Origin of the sequence: Streptococcus sp. 11-4097 (assembly GCF_018215285.2) — a bacterium.
GTDB lineage: Bacteria > Bacillota > Bacilli > Lactobacillales > Streptococcaceae > Streptococcus.
The window spans coordinates 1,016,387-1,034,998 of sequence record NZ_CP185262.1 but is presented as its reverse complement, the minus strand read 5'-3'; the positions used below and the strand labels follow the sequence as shown (position 1 = coordinate 1,034,998).

Annotated in this window: 21 protein-coding genes; 10 read left to right on the top strand and 11 right to left on the bottom strand. The window is 34.6% G+C overall.

What is annotated here, in order from left to right:
- The 10 genes from KB197_RS05145 to KB197_RS05100 form a co-directional block, all read right to left on the bottom strand.
- Positions 1-432 carry a helix-turn-helix domain-containing protein gene (locus tag KB197_RS05145; RefSeq protein WP_212573567.1) on the bottom strand — a complete coding sequence of 144 codons (432 nt, stop codon included), beginning with the start codon at positions 430-432 and terminating at the stop codon, positions 1-3.
- Positions 433-670: 238 nt separating this feature from the next.
- A complete protein-coding gene (locus KB197_RS05140) occupies positions 671-1,228 on the bottom strand; it encodes an ADP-ribosyltransferase (protein WP_102210789.1) in 558 nt (185 codons plus the stop codon).
- A gap of 59 nt (positions 1,229-1,287) precedes the next feature.
- On the bottom strand, positions 1,288-1,653 hold the full coding sequence (locus KB197_RS05135; protein WP_102210790.1) for an HNH endonuclease: 366 nt from the start codon (positions 1,651-1,653) through the stop codon (positions 1,288-1,290).
- A gap of 1 nt (position 1,654) precedes the next feature.
- Complete coding sequence (gene metK / locus KB197_RS05130) at positions 1,655-2,692, bottom strand: methionine adenosyltransferase (protein ID WP_102210791.1); 1,038 nt, start codon at positions 2,690-2,692, stop codon at positions 1,655-1,657.
- A 50-nt stretch (positions 2,693-2,742) separates the two neighbouring features.
- A complete protein-coding gene (locus KB197_RS05125; RefSeq protein WP_195916260.1) occupies positions 2,743-2,937 on the bottom strand; it encodes a DUF6900 domain-containing protein in 195 nt (64 codons plus the stop codon).
- A 55-nt stretch (positions 2,938-2,992) separates the two neighbouring features.
- Positions 2,993-3,220, bottom strand: a complete 228-nt coding sequence (locus tag KB197_RS05120; protein ID WP_006153903.1) for a DUF7678 domain-containing protein — start codon at positions 3,218-3,220, stop codon at positions 2,993-2,995.
- Positions 3,221-3,405: 185 nt separating this feature from the next.
- A complete protein-coding gene (locus KB197_RS05115; protein WP_006153945.1) occupies positions 3,406-3,888 on the bottom strand; it encodes a hypothetical protein in 483 nt (160 codons plus the stop codon).
- A gap of 1 nt (position 3,889) precedes the next feature.
- Positions 3,890-5,257 (bottom strand): DEAD/DEAH box helicase, encoded by a 1,368-nt coding sequence (locus KB197_RS05110; RefSeq protein WP_212573568.1) that lies wholly within the window; start codon positions 5,255-5,257, stop codon positions 3,890-3,892.
- A complete protein-coding gene (locus KB197_RS05105; RefSeq protein ID WP_102210794.1) occupies positions 5,238-5,519 on the bottom strand; it encodes a VRR-NUC domain-containing protein in 282 nt (93 codons plus the stop codon). The genes KB197_RS05110 and KB197_RS05105 overlap by 20 nt, the downstream gene beginning before the upstream one ends.
- 279 nt (positions 5,520-5,798) lie before the next feature.
- Positions 5,799-8,072, bottom strand: a complete 2,274-nt coding sequence (locus KB197_RS05100) for a phage/plasmid primase, P4 family (protein ID WP_212573569.1) — start codon at positions 8,070-8,072, stop codon at positions 5,799-5,801.
- Between the two features lie 304 nt (positions 8,073-8,376).
- On the opposite strand from KB197_RS05100, the gene KB197_RS05095 reads away from it, so the two are divergent.
- From KB197_RS05095 to KB197_RS05070, 6 genes are all read left to right on the top strand, one after another.
- Positions 8,377-8,511: a hypothetical protein gene (locus tag KB197_RS05095; protein WP_257994450.1), complete on the top strand. Its 135-nt coding sequence runs from the start codon at positions 8,377-8,379 to the stop codon at positions 8,509-8,511.
- A complete protein-coding gene (locus KB197_RS05090; protein WP_025169275.1) occupies positions 8,486-8,803 on the top strand; it encodes a hypothetical protein in 318 nt (105 codons plus the stop codon). The genes KB197_RS05095 and KB197_RS05090 overlap by 26 nt, the downstream gene beginning before the upstream one ends.
- Positions 8,796-9,917, top strand: a complete 1,122-nt coding sequence (locus KB197_RS05085; protein WP_212573570.1) for a DUF2800 domain-containing protein — start codon at positions 8,796-8,798, stop codon at positions 9,915-9,917. The genes KB197_RS05090 and KB197_RS05085 overlap by 8 nt, the downstream gene beginning before the upstream one ends.
- A gap of 4 nt (positions 9,918-9,921) precedes the next feature.
- Positions 9,922-10,467, top strand: coding sequence for a DUF2815 family protein (locus KB197_RS05080; protein WP_212573571.1), 546 nt, complete (start codon positions 9,922-9,924; stop codon positions 10,465-10,467).
- A gap of 17 nt (positions 10,468-10,484) precedes the next feature.
- On the top strand, positions 10,485-10,628 hold the full coding sequence (locus KB197_RS05075; RefSeq protein WP_173276729.1) for a hypothetical protein: 144 nt from the start codon (positions 10,485-10,487) through the stop codon (positions 10,626-10,628).
- A gap of 171 nt (positions 10,629-10,799) precedes the next feature.
- Positions 10,800-12,755, top strand: coding sequence for a DNA polymerase (locus KB197_RS05070; RefSeq protein WP_212573572.1), 1,956 nt, complete (start codon positions 10,800-10,802; stop codon positions 12,753-12,755).
- Positions 12,756-12,795: 40 nt separating this feature from the next.
- Here the strand turns inward: KB197_RS05070 and KB197_RS05065 are convergent, their stop codons facing one another.
- A complete protein-coding gene (locus tag KB197_RS05065) occupies positions 12,796-13,395 on the bottom strand; it encodes a hypothetical protein (RefSeq protein WP_212573573.1) in 600 nt (199 codons plus the stop codon).
- 422 nt (positions 13,396-13,817) lie between these two features.
- On the opposite strand from KB197_RS05065, the gene KB197_RS05060 reads away from it, so the two are divergent.
- From KB197_RS05060 to KB197_RS05045, 4 genes are all read left to right on the top strand, one after another.
- Positions 13,818-14,714, top strand: a complete 897-nt coding sequence (locus KB197_RS05060; protein ID WP_212573574.1) for an ABC-three component system protein — start codon at positions 13,818-13,820, stop codon at positions 14,712-14,714.
- Positions 14,707-15,144, top strand: coding sequence for an ABC-three component system middle component 2 (locus KB197_RS05055; protein WP_212573575.1), 438 nt, complete (start codon positions 14,707-14,709; stop codon positions 15,142-15,144). The genes KB197_RS05060 and KB197_RS05055 overlap by 8 nt, the downstream gene beginning before the upstream one ends.
- Positions 15,145-15,149: 5 nt before the next feature.
- Positions 15,150-16,949 carry an AAA family ATPase gene (locus tag KB197_RS05050; RefSeq protein WP_212573576.1) on the top strand — a complete coding sequence of 600 codons (1,800 nt, stop codon included), beginning with the start codon at positions 15,150-15,152 and terminating at the stop codon, positions 16,947-16,949.
- A 127-nt stretch (positions 16,950-17,076) separates the two neighbouring features.
- Positions 17,077-18,612 carry a hypothetical protein gene (locus KB197_RS05045; protein ID WP_212573577.1) on the top strand — a complete coding sequence of 512 codons (1,536 nt, stop codon included), beginning with the start codon at positions 17,077-17,079 and terminating at the stop codon, positions 18,610-18,612.

The window sequence follows — 18,612 nt, the reverse complement described above, 5'->3', positions numbered from 1 at the left end:
TTAGACTCCTTTGTAAAATCTTATCTGTATGTAGCAGGCATGGCTACAATATTTTCTATTGGGATTGGCATAAGATAAAAATGACTTACCACAACACTGGCAAGTCATTTCTTCATATGCAGTTTGTTCCTTATCATGTTCCTCTTGATGATTTTTCCACCAATTTATTCTGCAACTATCTGAGCAAAATTTCTTCGGCCGTCCAGTTTTATTAGGAACCATAGGTTGAAAACATTGAGGACAGTTTGTACCATCTTGAACTCGTTTCTCAACCATCAAATACGGTAATGTTCCTTGTCCCTTTAACTCAGGATGTCTTTTACAATACTTCTTAACAGAGTCTTTAGATAAACCAATTACTTTAGCAACTTCACCGTATCCTAAGCCATTTTTTCTAAGTAACCAAATTTGTTCTCGTTGAAAGTTATTCATACCTGTTCCTCACTTTTATACTAAAAAATAAGGTTATTTTCGTACCTAAATTTAAACAAATTTACGAAAATAACACTCACTTAATTCTATATTCTTACTGGATTCTTTACTATTTTGAATTGATTTTTATATCCCACCTTATCAATTTTGCGAAATTGTACGTTTGAGGGGGCGTCGGTCTTTTACGGACAAGGATTTAGAGATTTTATCCCCCCTTACCCCAAAATTTTTTTAAGAATTAACATTGATTTGGTAACGACACAATAAAAGTGTCATCACCTGAGGAACTTCTTTTTAAAATAGTTCCTCTTTGTAAAAGCACTTCATATTCAGTTCTTCTTGGAAAAGTTCCATAATTTATTTGGGATATATCGATCCTCTTCACATCTTTTTCTACATATAGTTTAATAACAACTTTATCCTCTAGTTCTGCTTTTTCCTTGGCCCAACGTTCCATCTTTGAAGTACTTAAATATCCTCGCTCTTTAAAAGATGAAGAGGACATTAGCTCTTTATAAAACTCTTTATCGATGACTCTGTATAAAACTTTATATTCCTCTTGTGGGGCTTCATTAATTATTTCATCTAAACATTTTATTGAATTTATCGTTTGACATAAGATATTCTTATCGCCATATTTTATTTTTTTAGTTCGAAGATATTCATTGATACTGTAATATGTACTACCGCAATATCTTTCAAGCGCTTCAAAATATTTCTCATTATTATTGCTCGTTGAAATTCTATACGGAGAAATTTCATCTTTTTTATTATTGACAAAATTAATATAGTTCATAGAAAATTAAACTCCTTATATTTTATTTCATACTTTTCTACTAGTATATAATAATTCTATCAAAACCGATAGGTATATTCTACATATCTGTCAGTCGTCTTGGTCTTTCTATCATGACAAGATTTACAAAGAGCTTGCCAGTTGGATTGATTCCAAAAGAGTTCTTGGTCACCTCGGTGGGGACTGATATGGTCAACCACTGTCGCCTTGGTCAGTCGACCATTTCTTTGACAGTAAACACAGAGGGGATTCAGCTTTAAGTAACGAATCCGTGCTTTGTTCCATCGTGAATTGTAACCTTTAGCTTTGGTTGTCTTGGCATCAAGTGCGTGGTTAGTCTTGTGGTCATCGCAGTACCTGTTTCCATAGGTCACAAGGTTTGGACAACCATTCTGCTTGCAGGGAGTTCTTGGTCTACGTGGCATTTTACTGCTCCCAAGGAAGAGTTGGTTTCGTAAAATGTCCAAAACATGTAGATTGAGTGTAGTCTACGTTTAGAAGATCCAACTCCTTGATAATCCCTTTCGGTGTTAAATCGTACCGTTCTTTAATCATTCCTACCAATTGTTTGCTCGTATAGTTACTTGTTCCAAATGTTTCTACATGAATAGAAACCGGTTCTGCGACCCCAATAGCGTATGCTAATTGAACTTCGCATCGTTTAGCATATCCTTCACGAACGATGTCTTTTGCAATCTTACGTGCCATATAAGCTCCTGAGCGATCCACTTTACTTGGATCCTTTCCTGAAAATGCACCACCACCATGATGGGCAAATCCACCATAAGTATCAGCGATAATTTTTCTTCCAGTAACTCCAGCATCTGCATAAGAACCACCAAGAACGAAACGACCAGTAGGATTCACTAAAACATTAAAATCAAGGTTTTGTTTATACTGTTTAGCAACTTTCATCATAGATTCTTTAACAATAGATCTTAAATTCTCAATTGTTATTTCATCGCTATGCTGAATTGATACTAAGAATGTTGTAATTCTTTTATTGTCATAATCATAAGAAACCTGTGCCTTAGCATCTTTCCCTAAGAGCGGATGCTGAAGTTCCATAAGATTCTCAAGAACACGAGTTGCTAAAACGTAGGGAAGCGGCAAGTATTCGTTAGTTTCATCAGTTGCATAGCCATACATCATACCTTGGTCACCAGCACCACCTGTATCAACACCTTGAGAAATATCATCACTTTGTAATCCGATAAGATTTGTCACAATGATATTTTCCATTCCTAGTGGTTTAACGACATTTCGAACAACAGTTTTTAATTCAAACAAGGCTGTTGTTTTCATTTCACCAGCAACCACTATATGATTATCTTTGATAAGAGTTTCTACTGCAACCCTGCTATTCTTATCTTGTTCTAAACATACTGTTAGAACTGCATCTGAAATCTGGTCACAAATTTTATCTGGATGGCCATTAGATACTTGTTCACTCGTAATAATCATTATTTCCTCCACGCAAAAAGCCTCCCCATTTGGGTAAGGCTCTGTTTTTTTTATTTTGCTTTTCTACCTGCTTCATAAGCTTGTTCAAGCATTTCTTTCAATGCCCAAACGCTGATGTCATAAAAGTCAAGTCTATCGCTATTTCTCGTTTCTAGCGTTTCAGCGCCAATTCTATTTTTTGCGATTTTTGTTAAAATATCCTCTTTCTTCATGGTTTTATCCTCTTTCTTTTTTGTTGTAACCATATTACCTCTAAGAGCGGGATATATCCAGTCATTTGTGCATTATTTTAAAGATATTTTAAACTTTTAAAGTTTTCAAAATCACTTCAAGAATAGCTTCTTGTTCATCAGATTCTGGGTAGATATCCCATCCTCTGTCATAAGAAATGATAGTATTTTCAGCAACATCAACCTCTAATTTGAATACACATCCTAAATCAATACCTACATCTGAAGGTTGATCACTGACTTTTGCTATGTAATCAACTATTTGTTCGTGATAATGAATCTGACCTCTGGTCCACATAGTTATTCTCCTCTTATTTTTCTAGGTGTATATTACCGTAGAACCAGAATTTTATCCAGTGAAATTAGCCGATTTTCTATCTTTTTTGACATCTTAAGTATATCACACTCATTTTTAAAAAGCAGTACCATCTTAGTAACAACTTAGTAACAGGGTAGTACCACCTTAGTAACACCCTAGTATCATTAGCCATTTATACTCAAGGTTTTCCCAGCGAAACGGTAATATTCTTTTACTTGTTTTAAAGCTTTTTGTCTATATCGACTAACTGTCATTCTAGAAACATTATGCTTAGGTAGTAACTCATCCCATGTCAATCCAACTAAGACTAAATCAACTACTACATCCCTCATAATTTCATCAACAGAAGAAACAGCAAGTTCAAAGAAATCGAGATCGGTTTTTAAATGACAGTACTTTTCAAACAATGACTCCTGATATTCTCTTTCCTCTGCTAAGAACTTATCATGAAAAGATAGAGCCATATTTTCTGTCCTAACATTCGTTTTACTCGTTTTAACACGTTCTTCATTTGTCTGTCTAGTAGCAAGAGAGTATAGAAAAGCATCTTCTGAAATGGGTTTATAGTTTTCAATCAAGTTCTTTGCAATTATTAAATCTCTTTTTGCATCTTGATAGTGTTGGAAATAGTAGTCTACTTTATCCATATCAACCTCCTACTTGTGCTTTTACTGCTTCAATCAAACGTGATTGTTGTGCATCTTTGGCAGTTAAAGCTTTTAGAATATCAGCATCAATTGTACCTTCTGTTACAATATGCTGAATAATCACTGTGTTTGATTGTTGCCCTTGTCGCCAAAGTCGAGCATTGGTTTGTTGGTACAGTTCAAGAGACCAAGTTAACCCAAACCACACTAAGTGATGACCTCCCTTTTGTAAATTTAGACCATGTCCTGCGCTAGCTGGGTGTAGCAAACCAACAGTGATGTTCCCTTTATTCCATTCATGAATATCAGTTTCACTTTTAAGAACTGTACTTTTAACCCTAAGCTTGTTCAATCGTTCTTGAATACGAAGTAAATCATGCTTGAACCAATAAGCGACCAGAACTGGTTCTCCATTTGCGGCTTCAATAATATCTTCAAGTGCATCAAGTTTTTGATCATGTAACTTGATAATTTTATGATCATCAGAATATACTGCACCATTAGCCATTTGAACCAGTTTATTGGATAAACTAGCAGCATTTGCTGCTGTTACTTCAATTTCGTTAGAATCAGAAATAACAGATTCCTTTTTAAACTCTTTATATCTTTTTGCTTCTGCGTTTGTGAGATGGACTAATTTTTTAGTTGAGATTAATGTTGGCATTTGTAGATAATCCATTGCTTTCATAGAAATTGTGATGTCATCAATCTTGTCAAAGATTTGACACTCTGCATAGTCCATTGGAATATATTCATAGACAACGTTTCCATTTCTACGTCCCTCTCTAAAATAACGACTTCGGTATTCTCCGATAAAACGTCCCAAACGAACACCGCCATCAATGACCTTGAATTCCGCAAACAAATCCATTAATCCGTTGGAACTCGGTGTGCCTGTTAAACCTACCACTCGTTTCATGTAAGGGCGCATGGCCATAAAAGCTTTAAAACGTTTTGATTGCCATGATTTGAATGAACTTAATTCATCAATGATAATCATATCCCACTTGAAATGAGGATGACACTGTTCAACTAACCAAGGGATGTTTTCACGATTTACGATATAGATATCCGCATCTTTATGTAGTGCTGCTTGTCGTTGTTTGGGGTTGCCAACAATTTTTGAATATCTCAAATGAGACAATTCTTGCCACTGCTCTATTTCGTCACTCCATACTGTATTTGCGACTCTAAGTGGAGCAATCACCAGTACTTTATGAATTTCATAGCGATCAAACATCAGTTCATTAATAGCTGATAAGGTTGTAGCTGTTTTTCCCATCCCCATGTCTAAAATGACTGCTGCATAAGGAGTTTTTATGATGAAGTCTTTGGTGACTTCTTGATAGTCATGCAGTTTCAATTTCATCCAATATCCCCTCAATATCTTTCTTATTATCTAAAACATAGACTCGAAATCCTAAACGTTCAAATAGCTTATGCCGTGACACCTGCAAAGCTCTAGGATGTTGATTAGGTGCTTTTACTTCCACCAAACCAAACTTGCCATTGGGTAAGAATACCAGTCGGTCAGGTACTCCTGAAAAGGAAGGTGATACCCACTTTGGACATATACCACCACGCTTTTTAACCTTGCTTGCTAACTTTTGTTCAATCACTTTTTCTCTCATACTTGTCCTCTCATCAGATTTAAATGGTGGAGGTCTAATGAGGTCATTTCCTAAACTTTCCTTATATACTTATTCTTAGTTATATTTCCTATAGAGATAGTTTTAGAAAAGACCATCATTGACTTACACTAAACAAAGAAATGGAAGTCGTGGAACTTAATCCATAAACTTTTTGACCATACTTCACAAATTATTTTTCACTGAATACTTCAACGACTTACACTCCAAAAATACTTGATTTAAAATCTAGTGGAGATATACCCTCACTTGTGTAAGTCATTAGTTTAGAAAATCATCGTCATCAGCTTTTAACGATAACCCCATAATAAAATTCCCTTTATTAGTCCGTTTTCGTTCATAACCAGCTTGATTAAGTGCAGCATAGAAATCAGTTGTACTTCGTGTGTATTCTAAATTTTGAAGGCAATATGCACGATACTTGCTGTACAGTTCTCCTGATTTCTCACTTAATGTTTCTCCCACTTCACAACTTTCATTGATGAAATGTCCCAACCAGTCATTAGCTTCGCGGTAGGATTTGACAGAGTTTTTTACTGCTTTTGGAACTGATGTTTTAAAATTTGCTTTAATGGCTTTTTCCGCACCTTCAATAATCCACGATAAAATTGCTGGCCCAGCGTTATCATACAGATAATCCGCAAAATTCTTAATATCTGAACGACCAGTAATTTTGGCATTAAATGGAATAACAACCAAACGACGCCAAGTACCATCATCGTTCGCTCCAACTTTTGGTAAATGATTCGTATAAAGTACCAGCGTATGAGATGGAACAAAATGAAATGGATCCTTATACTTCTTTTCTGCTTGAATTTCGTCGGTTGAGGTAATTTGCTTCACAACTGCAGTATTCAATCTCATTCCTTCTGCCATTTCAGAAGCAATTACAAGTCGTTTCCCTTTTAACTCAGCCAGTTCTGGACTCACATTTCGTTTATTATTCATGGTTAAAGCATCTGCAGATAATTTGCCGGAATAGCTTCCAAGTACCCTTGCAATTGTATTCCAAAAGGTTGATTTCCCATTTGCTCCTCCGCCATAAGCGATAATCATATGTTCTTGATAGACTTTTCCGATTGCTGTCATACCGATGATTTCCTGTACATAATCAATCAGCTCCTGGTCATTACAGAAAAAAGTAGCTAAAGTTTCTTTCCATAATCCCAAGCCTTCATCACCTGGAGAAACAGTGGTTATTTTAGTGATATAGTCTTTTGGGTCATGTTCATGGTAATCCCTAAGTCCATTTCTTAAGTTGTAGGTAGCGTTGGGAGTATTGAGTAACATATCGTCCTTATCAAGTTCTGATAAATCAATGGCCAACATTGGTTTTGCAGTATTATGAGTCGCAGTAATATAGCGATAATCTCTTCGCTTCATAACAAACTGATAGTATGTTTTTGATGAAAGATAAATCGAGTAAAGTTTTTGTTGGATCGGTGTTTCAATCACTTTAGCAAGAGCTTTGCCACCTTCACGAACTACTGATTCATCAATTCCAGAGTTGACTAACTCTATAACGGACTTTTCGTATTGTTCAAGAGTATCTGCTAGTTGAAAGTCCATAAACTCAAGAACCTTTCCTATGGCCAATTGTTTATCTTCTTTCCAATACTGACCATTAAAAGTTAAATAGTCTGTCGCATTTGTATAAGCTAAAACATCACCATACTCTCTAGCTAATACTCCAGCTTCTCCGATATCAGAAAAATCATCCGGTTTTAAAGAAGGCCTATTGAAACTATCTGGTGAAATATAATCATCTGAAGATTTAATTGTCTTATTGTAGAATCGAACTGCACTTCCCCAGATTGTGTCTAGTTCAGATTTTTCTAGTGGCGGTTCACATCTAGATGCCTGTTCATCAAAACCGCTTCTTGCTTCTTGTGTAACTCCTAATCTTTTAAGAATTTTAGCCGCAAAAACTGACATGGTTGAATTTCGACTTCCCTCAGCGATAGGTCTTTTAGGTGATCTATAAAAGTCAGCATCAAAATCTTCTTCTACTTCTTGAAGTAAACCTTCGTCGATAGTCATCCAGGAATCATTCCATATGACTTTTGCATTCGGATTGCCAAAGAAGAACCTTGCTGCATCTTTTGCATTATCATCAAAAAATTGATACCTATTCGTAAGTTCTTCTTTCATAGCTACATAAGCTTCCCTATCGTTTGTTTCTTTAATTGGGAAATAAATATGAAATTTTGGACGTGCTATCATGGCACCCTTAGACAACATATGATTTCGGCTAGTAACTAGAGCAAAGTCATAATCAATAAAGATTTCTTTAAGGTTCTCTTCTGTAACCCACTCGTTAGGGTTATCAGTCTTGTCATTATCAATATCCATGACAATAACATCTGATTTTATAAAATTTGAGTTTGAGCGAGTATGATTGGTAAACTCTGCACCTACATGATCGTATTGAACTGTATTCAATAATGATTTGTCATCTGTTATTCTGACTTTATTGGGATATACAGTACTTGTTTGGATACCTGTCTTTCCAGAATGACATAACGAAAATTGCATCCGTAACTCCTCCTTAATCTGCTAATAAATTGAGAGTCTATTTCTCTTTCTATCTTTATAGGTAAGATTCGCCTGCTATTTTCCGGTTCAGTAGAAATTTATTTCAAAAAAAAATACTCTTCCTTTATATGTCAAAGGGAGAGTTTTCTTTGTATTAAATTTTTTATTAATTTTTGAAAAAACCGGAATTCAATCATCTCATTTCACCTATAAAGGTGTAAGAATTAGAAATCGAATAGAAAAATATTTTTGAAATCCGGAAATTCTAAAGTGATTCTTACCTATAAAGATAGGAGGATGTGAAATGACAAAAGAACAATTGATTGAACACGATGAACAATTAGTAGATACACTAACTGCCATCAGTGTTATCTCAAAACAACTAGCTAAAAAAATTAAAGAGGACGAACAATATGAGCAAAATGAAACAACTGAATGACTTATTAAATGAGATGAAGGAATCAGCAAAGTGCCAGTTAAGAATTATAGAAGAGTTTCAAGAACTATTATCTGAGGAAAACACTACTTCAAATCACGAAAAAGTCATGGAAGAACCGAGACATGTTACCCTTGAAGAATTACGTGGTGTGCTTGCTACAAAAGCTAGTGAAGGATTTAAAGATGAGATTCGAGCTTTGTTAAAAGCTTATGGTGCTGATTCACTTTCAAAATTAGACCCTAAAAACTACTCAGCTTTAATGGAAGAGGCTGGAGGTATTGGTATTGACTAATCATGCTGTATTATCCGCTTCTGCTTCTCATCGATGGCTAAATTGTCCACCATCAGTAAGGTTAACCGAAAAACTAGAAGATAAGGTATCAACGTATGCTTTGGAAGGAACAGATGCCCATGAGTTGTGTGCCTATTTAGTTGAAACTGCACTTGGACGTAAGGCGCGTGATCCTACTGCAAACTTAACTTTCTATAACGAGGAAATGCAACATTGCGCAGAAGAATATCGGAACTATGTAGTTGAACAGATAGAAATTGCAAAAACATATTCTAGAGATCCAACCGTTCTTGTTGAACAGAGACTAGATTTCTCAAAATGGGTTCCAGAAGGTTTTGGTACAGGAGACTGTATTATAGTGGCTGATGGTTTGCTACAAATCATCGATTATAAACACGGTCTCGGTGTACTGGTTGATGCTGACCATAACCCCCAAATGATGTGCTATGCTTTAGGTGCTTTGGAAATGTTTGAAGACTTATACAGTTTTGATAAAGTGACAATGACTATTTTCCAACCACGAAAGAATAATGTCTCAACATTTGAAATGGACAAAGAAAAACTACTTTACTGGGCTGAAACTGAACTTTCTCCTAAAGCTGAACTAGCTTTCAGAGGTGAAGGAGAAATGAAATCAGGAAAACACTGCCAGTTCTGCAAAATAAAAAGCATCTGCCGCAAACGTGCAGAAGATAACCTAGAACTTGCCAAGATGGAATTTGCTGATCCTGCTACTCTTAGTAATAAAGATATATCGGAGATTTTACCAAAAATTGAACTATTGATAACATGGGCTAACGATGTTAGAAATCATGCTTTAAATCTAGCTACAAATGGCCATACAATCCCAGGTTATAAGCTAGTTGAAGGACGTTCTATTCGAAAATTCTCAGATGAAAATAAAGTAATTCAAACAGTAACTGCTGCAGGATTTGACCCCTACGAAAAGAAACTACTGAACATTACTGGGATGACTAAACTGCTTGGAAAACAAGCCTTTAATGAGCTTCTTGGTAATCTAATTATAAAACCAAATGGAAAACCTACACTCGTTCCAATTGATGATAATCGTCAAGAAATGAACCTAGCAAAAACAGATTTTATAGAGGACTAAACTTATGACAACTAAAGTTATTACAGGAAAAGATACACGTTTCAGTTATTTAAACGCTAATGAACCAAAAGCTATTAATGGTGGTAAACCAAAGTATAGCGTGTCACTCATCATTTCAAAAAATGATGTCCAAACTATTGATAAAATTAAAGCAGCAATTGAACAAGCCTATAAAGAAGGTGAATCTAAACTAAAAGGGAACGGAAAATCTGTTCCATCATTAGAAGTATTGAAAACACCACTACGAGATGGCGACCTGGAACGTCCTGATGATGAAGCCTATCGCAATGCCTACTTCCTGAATGCGAACTCTCCACATAAACCTGGTATTGTTGATGCTAACCGTCAAGAAATCATTGATACTTCAGAGTTATACTCCGGTATCTATGGACGTGCCAGCATCTCCTTCTACGCTTTCAATTCAAACGGAAATAAGGGAATTGCTTGCGGTCTGAATAACCTGCAAAAATTGCGAGATGGTGAGCCGCTGGGAGGTCGTACAAGTGCTGAAGATGACTTCGCTACAGACGATGATGATTTCTTAAACTAAGAAAGGAGATATGAAAGATGATTTTTTCAATTTTTATGACTATCTTAATGGCAGTTTGGCTATTCACTGGACTATATGCTGCATTTATGACAATTCGAGATGATATCCGATCAGAAAAAGAGAGAAAACAAAAAATGGTGAATGCAAATGACAATAATTGAATTCCTATGGACTGTTGCATCTTGTCTCACAATCGCTTTACTCAGTCATCTTTTATATGTTAGTATTCGCAATGACATCAGATATGAGAGAGAACGATTCTTTAGTCGCAGAAATAAACACTAAAACATGGTGGCAGTTCTTTCTGCCACCTTTTTATGAAAGGATGAATTATGCAAATTAAAGAACTATCAGTAGACATAGAAACTTATTGTGATGTAGACCTACGGAAAACTGGAGTCTATCGATATGCGGAAGATGAATCTTTTGAAATCCTTCTTATAGCAGTATCTATCAATAATGCACCTGTAATTGTTTATGATCTGACTAAGGATAAACTACCAAATCTTATCCTACAAGCCTTAATTGATGATACAGTCATTAAATGGGCTTTCAATGCAACATTTGAACGCATTTGTCTGTCTAATTGGATTAAGAAACATTACCCTACCTTACTTAATGAGAATTTTTTATCCCCAAAATCTTGGCGATGTAGCATGATTTGGTCTGCTTACTTGGGATTGCCCTTGTCACTTGAAGGTGTAGGTACGGTTCTTAAACTTCGTGAACAAAAACTAAAAGTTGGGAGTGAATTAATTCGCTACTTCTGCCTTCCTTGTAAACCCACAAAAGTAAATGGTGGTCGAACACGTAATTATGAAAATCACGCGCCAGAGAAATGGAAAAATTTCATCGAGTATAATAAACGAGATGTAGAAGTTGAACTAGCAATCAAAAAAAGGTTGCAAAACTTCCCAGTTCCTGACTTTGTATGGGATGATTACCACCTTGATCAGAATATCAATGACTGCGGTATTGGAGTTGATGTTGACTTTGTCCAGTCAGCTATCAAAATTGATACAGAGAGTAAAGCAAAAATCCAAGAAGAATTGAAAACTTTAACAGGTCTTGAAAATCCCAACTCCGTTCTACAGATGATTGGTTGGTTACGTGAGCACAATATAGAAACCGATTCACTAGATAAAAAGACTGTAAATAACCTTTTACATAAAGTTGATGAAAAAACTGCAAGGGTTCTAAAATTACGTCAGCAAGCTGCAAAATCAAGTGTATCCAAATATCAGGCAATGATGAATTGTGTTTGTAAAGATGGACGTGTAAGAGGGATGTTCCAATTCTATGGAGCAAACCGTACTGGGCGATGGGCTGGACGATTAGTGCAACTTCAAAATCTACCACAAAACCACTTAAAAGACTTAAATGAAGCAAGATTACTTTTTACAACTGAAGATAGTGATACTGTTGAACTTCTCTATGATGTTCAAGATACACTGTCCCAGCTTATTCGAACATCTTTTATTCCTAGTAAAGATAAGAAATTTATCGTTTGTGACTTTTCAGCTATTGAAGCCCGTGTTCTATCCCATCTAGCAGGTGAGACGTGGAGAACTAAAGTTTTTTATAAAGGGGAGGACATTTACTGCGCCAGTGCCAGTAAAATGTTCCATGTCCCAGTAGAGAAACATGGAGTTAATACACACTTACGTCAAAAAGGAAAGATTGCAGAGCTGGCTCTGGGATATGGTGGTTCTGTAGGTGCTCTTAAAGCAATGGGAGCTATTGAAATGGGATTAGCTGAAGAAGAACTACAACCTCTTGTTGATTCATGGCGAACAGCCAATCCTAACATTGTCCTTCTATGGTGGGATATCGATAAGGCTATCAAGACTGCTATCAAGGAACAAACCGAAACGGAAAGTCATGGAATTCTATTCAGTGTTAAAAAAGGAATATTATTTATTACTCTCCCATCTGGACGAAGATTAGCTTATGTGAAACCAAGAATTGGAGAGAATAAATTCGGAGGCGAATCAGTAACGTATGAGGGAACCGGTTCTGCAAAACGATGGGAAAGATTGGAAAGTTATGGTCCAAAGTTTGTAGAAAACATCGTCCAAGGAATTAGTCGAGATATACTAGCCCATTCGATAAAACAACTAAAAGACAAGAAAATCGTTGGCCATATTCACGATGAGCTTATCATCGAGTGTTTGCCTACGCAAAAACTGAACGAAATATCTAATCAAATGTCCATTTCTCCAATCTGGATGAGAGACATAAATCTACGAGCTGAAGGATATGAATGCTACTTCTATCAAAAAGACTAAAGAAAATCCGCATCCTTGATAGGATAGCGGACTTCTTTTATTATTGGTTTAATTCTCTGTAGACTTCTTTGGCCATTGCTTGAGCTTTCTTAATAGCTTCATAACCTTGAGTCTTTTTCATTCCTATTGTAGAAATAATATCTTGTTTTGCGATATCCATATTCTCATAAATAAGTCTTAGAATTTGACCATATTTCTTATTTCGACGTTCTACTTCTTCTATCAGTTCACGAATTGTTTCTAACATCATAATAATCTCTTCGTGAGAGTCTACTCCAGTAGGATCGAAACCTACTTCTTTGATATTAGACATTTTATCCAACATCTCATCTAAAGATAAGTCATTACTTTTCGTATAACGATTAAGATACTCGTTAACATCCATATTGAAGATTTTTATGACATTGTCAAAGTCCTCAATAAAAACTGGTACAAAACCTACAAGTACAGCTTTCCCATAAAACTTAAATGTTTTTAAGTTGTTAGGGTTAATATCTTTGCTCTTTCTCATCTCTTTATCTCTAATGACGAAAGGAGCGAGAACTTGATTAAGTTCACAAGGTACATCGTTATATGACTTTTCACTTTTATAGCGATCTGGAGTGTATTTTGAATTGCGTTTTTGTTCATTAATCGGCATGTCTTGTCACCTATTCCTTCGTTCACAAAGGAATAACTCATGCCAAAAAAACTATTAAATTTTGTTTCTGACCACATCAGCATCTCCTTTGCTAAATCAAGGTCAGTTGACTTCACAGACTGAACTGCTATTCACAACTTCCACCTTTGAAGTCAGAGGCCGTGATCAAGGGCAAGGTTTCGGTTGCATAGTAATTTTGTAAACGCACTCATTATAAAATTACAAAATTTTATTTTTCTGATATAATTATTAGTAAGTAAATCTATATCTAGGGAGAGGTTTACATTACAAAGTATACTTTATTTGTAAGTTTAATCTCGTATGGTTTCGGAAGCTTTCGGATACTATCGGAAAAAAGAAGGTGATAATGAGTGCAATTTTCAGAATTCCTTAATTTGCTATACGTCAACATAGGGGGAGAGATGTCGAAAAGTGAATTTCTCAATACACTAATTGAAAATTCAATCGAGAATCCTGATGATAATCCCCTCTCCAATTTGATGCCCGATACAATTAATAGGTATTTCTCACCATCCGGCAATACAATATCTAAGAATAAAGCTAACAAGCTTATCAAAATTATTCAGCTCTCTACTCTTACAACTCATATAGAAAATCAATTAACAGTAGACACCATTGATAGACTAGCTGATGCCTTACATCAATATGGGCTCTATACATATGATTCTGAACTGGAAATTTCTGAAATTTGTGCTCAACTTTTTCTTAATTTCTTGCAAGGAAAAGTAGGTATTCAAACTTCTAAAAAAGAACTGCCATCTGTTGGTGAAATTGAAATTACAAAAGTCCGTTATGAAAATGGAAAAATAGTCATCGGCTCACAGTATCTTCAGTTACCAGAAAAAGGACCTATTCCTGATTCTCTAGTTGAATTAGAAGATGTTTACAGTAAGCAACTTTTAATTGCATACTCTGAAAATGATGGTAATCCAAAAACAGATTATTACGATGTCCAAAATCTCCCCCAAAAGTACAGAAATCACTTACATGATCAAAGAGTGAATTTCTTCAACGCTGATTATGTATTACGGGCTATTAGAGACGGCTTTAAAGATAGTGAACAACAAATTGCACTACTAAAGCAAGAAACCTATGATTCAATTAGTGATATTCTGTTTGAAGATTACACAACTTCATTCAAAAAAGTTACTGAAACACTAAAACATATCACAACGGTTTCATTTTCAAAACCTGAGATTACTCAAATCCAGAACTTCATTGGTAACTCTGAAAAGAAAGGTCTTTGTCATTCACTAGTAAACGATGGCAAATTTAACTGGGTAGATGATAATGAATAATATATTTGATACTACTTCAGAAGTAGCTATGCAATGTTTAATCACAATTAATTGCCTAAATAAAAAAAGCCTATCTCTTGATAGACTTTGGTTAATTAATTTTTTAAGCTTATATGCTAAGGATTTCAAATTTAGTGAAATCAACCTGTATGGCGATAGCATTTATTCTTCAGTACAATTGACTGTCAGGCATGAAAAAATAAAAAGAGCGATTCTACTATTGGTATCAAAACGTCTTATAAAATTAGATGAAGGGAAAATAGGTAAAATTTCTATAACTCAAAAAGGTCAAGATTTGGTCGAAAAACTGAATTCTGATTTTGCTAGTTCCTATAAGGTTGTTACCAATAGTATCTACAATACTTTAAAAAATATGAGTGATTTAGAATTGCTCGCATTTACTCATGAACATATTCTAAATAAGGAATGATTATTATGGAAACATCTTACTTGAAAAAGTTAACTGTAACTGGAATAAATAAAAAATCTGAAATAAATTTTAATAAAGGACTTAACATTATCACAGGACCTTCCAATGTCGGAAAAACCTGCATTGTTAAGTGCATCGACTATCTTACTGGTAGCTCTTCTCTCCCTTTTTCTACTTCAACACACTACAATACCATTACTTTAGAAATTTCAGTTAACGATAGTCTAGTTATTTTAAGTCGAAATCTCGAAGAAGATACCATTATTGTTGAATCTACACTTCCAAGTATTCTTTCTGGGGAATACTACTCAAAAAACAAGAGTAAAAACAAAGAGCCAATAAGTAATGTCTGGCTTCAAATTTTTGGAATTACTCCTCCAGTTACAGTGGTTAAAAATAAAAACTTTAAGACACAAAAACTTGGGGTTAGAACCTTTATAAATTCTTGTATAATTCATGAAAATGATATGAATCGTCCTACATCAATTTTACTACCCCAGATGCCAAACCAACAAACAGCTTACCTCTCAGCACTTCTTTACTTGCTTTATGGAAAAGATTTTTCTGAAATCAAGAAACAAGAATCAGCTGAAGAAAGAAAAATTCGACATGACTCTGTAAAAAACTATATTAGCTCAAAGATAGTCCAGTTTGATGAGCTTCACAATCGACTAGCAAAAGAATTAGACAAAAAATCAGTCATAGATATTGAAACTGAAATTGATCAACTATCAGAAAAGTTACATAACTTGCGAAATATTCTCAATAGTACAAATTCAAAACATGAAAATCTACTGCAGCAAATTGCAAAAATTGATTCTGAACTATCTGAGAAATCTGTATTACTCAATCGTTTCACTGAACTTTCGAGTCAATATCAATCTGACTTCAATAGATTATCGTTTATTGTAGAGTCACATAATGAATTAGCAAATGTAGCAGACTCGGCTTTGTGTCCCATCTGTAATAATCACATCAATCAAGATTCATTGGAACATCATCTTGAATCTTTCAGTGAGGAACTGACTACTTTAATTAATAAAATTGAAACTCTAAACGAAACGAATACTAATTTACAACAAAATATTTCAGTACTGTTAGAGTCAAAAACTAATCTTGAACAGCAAAAGAAAATGGTTTCAGCTGAAATTGATAATATCTTGCTACCTGACGAAAAAAAACTTTCCTATAGGATTCAGCAGTATAAATCACACATCAAAACAAAAAGTGATATTGAAACTATAAATAAATTGGTAGAAAATTGGTCTCAAGATATTGATGATTTAGAAAATGAGAAGAGTGAAAAAATCGAGTATCTTCCCAAAGACGAATACCCAGCTCAGTTCTGGCAGTATATGACTAAAAATATACAATCAATCCTAGCTGAGTGTGCTTTTGACAAAGCCAGCTTTAGTCGTTTTGATAGGAAAGAATTTGATATTATGCTAATGAATGAGAAGAAGATTGCCCGATATGGTAAAGGTTTTATTGCATATCTAAATACTGTTGTAGTCCTAGCTTTAAGAAAAATATTCTCTCAACAGGCCCAATATAAACCATTTTTTTACATTTTTGATACTCCTCTACTGGGCTTAGATGAAGGGGAGAAAAATGATACTCCAGAAAGTATGCAAATTGCCTTATTTGAATACTTTAAGTCTTCAGCTTACGAAGGACAACTAATCGTCATTGAAAACTCTAGAAATCTACCAAAGCTTAATTATAATGATATTAATTATATTGAGTTTACAAAAAGCCACAACAAAGGTAGATATGGTTTTCTTGAAGGCGTAAATGATAAATAACAAAAAAATTCTTCTTTAATTTATAAAAATAACGATAAAACTCTTAAATTTTTCAGTATTTATTTTCATACTTTAAAGGTTACAGAGTTAAAAATTTTTTGGTCTTGGTTTAACTAAGGAGGTTACATTGTTTACGTTAAGTTATGAAACTACAATTAAAGTTTTTGGATTACCACTTCAATGGATTCCTAAGATAGAATTATATTATCCTGATTTACCTCAATTTCCAATTATGTACATTCACTGTTTTATTGAAGATGAACGTATCATCGCTTGCCCCGTTTCCATTAGCTATGAAATAGTAAATGATAAATGTAATGCTACATTTTTAGTGTTGCTAAATCATGAGCCTTCTCAACCTATTATAAATACTATTACAAGTGAAATAGAAAACCGTATTGGACTTAGTGATAAGATAACACTTGAAACCGTCATAAATTGCTGTAAAGACAATGAAGATTACATTAATGTTTTAAGTGATTTATGGCAGTACATTGAAAAATCGTTTGGCTCTTCAATACCTTATGGAAGGTTTTATGAGGAGATTTATTCAATTCCTCGTTTCGTTGCAGCATGGGCACCTAAAACAGGTCGACAAAGTGAAATGCGTATGTTGTATAACTTTATGAGTGCTTTTGGCGAAGAGGCAATTTTTCCGGACCAATGGAGTCATTTAGAGTACTATGTAATTCCTACATACAATGATGTTAGGAAGAAAGACTATTCTGATTTTCCAACATTTAAAAAACTACACCATTCAATGACAGAGTTGTTCCGTTTGGATTTTACTAATTCAGTTACCATTGATGGCATAACATTTAATGTAATGCCTGAAGCATGGAAACAGAATAAGGATGATTTTATCACAAACGTATCCGGCAATTATTATTCTACAGGAGAAATTTCAGAAGAAGACAAATACTTTGCCGAGATTCTAGTTGATGCTTTCAATCGTCATGCGTGGCGAGCTGCTTTTTTTATTAGCGCTTTTCTAAATATTGAGCAAACGGATTATCGTACTTGGAGTAAGGATTTCTTCAAAGACTTCTATAATTCTGGCAAGAAACTAAAAGGTTATTCAGAAAAGGTTATAGCTTGTTTCCTTCAACAAGGTTTTGCAAATGATGAAATCATCCCAATAGATACATGGATTAAAACCTTCTATCTATTCCCATTAGGAATCGAAACACGTTCAGATTTCTACAATGATTTTGATATGCTTGGAAAACTTGAAAGAGTTATTTGGTTAGCCAGCCAATCAAACAAAACAAACATGAAAAACTTCTTTGATATTCTTTGGTGTCAAAGATATGGAACTATCGGAAATAAAGAATTACGTGGTGTAAATCCATTGGCATGCAGTCTTTGTAAACTAAAAGAGACTTGTGTAGGTCTATCCAAGAAGCTATCAGATAATGTACTTATCAGTAATACTATCACCCCTGATGACTTCGAAAACATACCTGAAACTCAGATAAATGATATTACTTTTATTTGCTTATTGGAAAGCAATGTTCCTAAAAAGTTATATGCAAAGAATAAAAGGAATTGGTATTTGAAAGATGAATTCAGCGGCTATTTGATGAAAAGCGACAATACTTTACCTGAATCTATTGTCTCCAAAGAAATTATTACAGTTAAAGAATTTATAGACAACATTTAA

Excerpts from the sequence above, each read along its gene's own strand:
- KB197_RS05145 (WP_212573567.1), bottom strand. The coding sequence starts at position 432 with ATGAATAACTTTCAACGAGAACAAATTTGGTTACTTAGAAAAAATGGC.
- KB197_RS05140 (WP_102210789.1), bottom strand. The coding sequence starts at position 1,228 with ATGAACTATATTAATTTTGTCAATAATAAAAAAGATGAAATTTCTCCG.
- KB197_RS05135 (WP_102210790.1), bottom strand. The coding sequence starts at position 1,653 with ATGCCACGTAGACCAAGAACTCCCTGCAAGCAGAATGGTTGTCCAAAC.
- metK (WP_102210791.1), bottom strand. The coding sequence starts at position 2,692 with ATGATTATTACGAGTGAACAAGTATCTAATGGCCATCCAGATAAAATT.
- KB197_RS05125 (WP_195916260.1), bottom strand. The coding sequence starts at position 2,937 with ATGGTTACAACAAAAAAGAAAGAGGATAAAACCATGAAGAAAGAGGAT.
- KB197_RS05120 (WP_006153903.1), bottom strand. The coding sequence starts at position 3,220 with ATGTGGACCAGAGGTCAGATTCATTATCACGAACAAATAGTTGATTAC.
- KB197_RS05115 (WP_006153945.1), bottom strand. The coding sequence starts at position 3,888 with ATGGATAAAGTAGACTACTATTTCCAACACTATCAAGATGCAAAAAGA.
- KB197_RS05110 (WP_212573568.1), bottom strand. The coding sequence starts at position 5,257 with ATGAAATTGAAACTGCATGACTATCAAGAAGTCACCAAAGACTTCATC.
- KB197_RS05105 (WP_102210794.1), bottom strand. The coding sequence starts at position 5,519 with ATGAGAGAAAAAGTGATTGAACAAAAGTTAGCAAGCAAGGTTAAAAAG.
- KB197_RS05100 (WP_212573569.1), bottom strand. The coding sequence starts at position 8,072 with ATGCAATTTTCGTTATGTCATTCTGGAAAGACAGGTATCCAAACAAGT.
- KB197_RS05095 (WP_257994450.1), top strand. The coding sequence starts at position 8,377 with ATGACAAAAGAACAATTGATTGAACACGATGAACAATTAGTAGATACA.
- KB197_RS05090 (WP_025169275.1), top strand. The coding sequence starts at position 8,486 with ATGAGCAAAATGAAACAACTGAATGACTTATTAAATGAGATGAAGGAA.
- KB197_RS05080 (WP_212573571.1), top strand. The coding sequence starts at position 9,922 with ATGACAACTAAAGTTATTACAGGAAAAGATACACGTTTCAGTTATTTA.
- KB197_RS05075 (WP_173276729.1), top strand. The coding sequence starts at position 10,485 with ATGATTTTTTCAATTTTTATGACTATCTTAATGGCAGTTTGGCTATTC.
- KB197_RS05070 (WP_212573572.1), top strand. The coding sequence starts at position 10,800 with ATGCAAATTAAAGAACTATCAGTAGACATAGAAACTTATTGTGATGTA.
- KB197_RS05065 (WP_212573573.1), bottom strand. The coding sequence starts at position 13,395 with ATGCCGATTAATGAACAAAAACGCAATTCAAAATACACTCCAGATCGC.
- KB197_RS05060 (WP_212573574.1), top strand. The coding sequence starts at position 13,818 with ATGTCGAAAAGTGAATTTCTCAATACACTAATTGAAAATTCAATCGAG.
- KB197_RS05055 (WP_212573575.1), top strand. The coding sequence starts at position 14,707 with ATGAATAATATATTTGATACTACTTCAGAAGTAGCTATGCAATGTTTA.
- KB197_RS05050 (WP_212573576.1), top strand. The coding sequence starts at position 15,150 with ATGGAAACATCTTACTTGAAAAAGTTAACTGTAACTGGAATAAATAAA.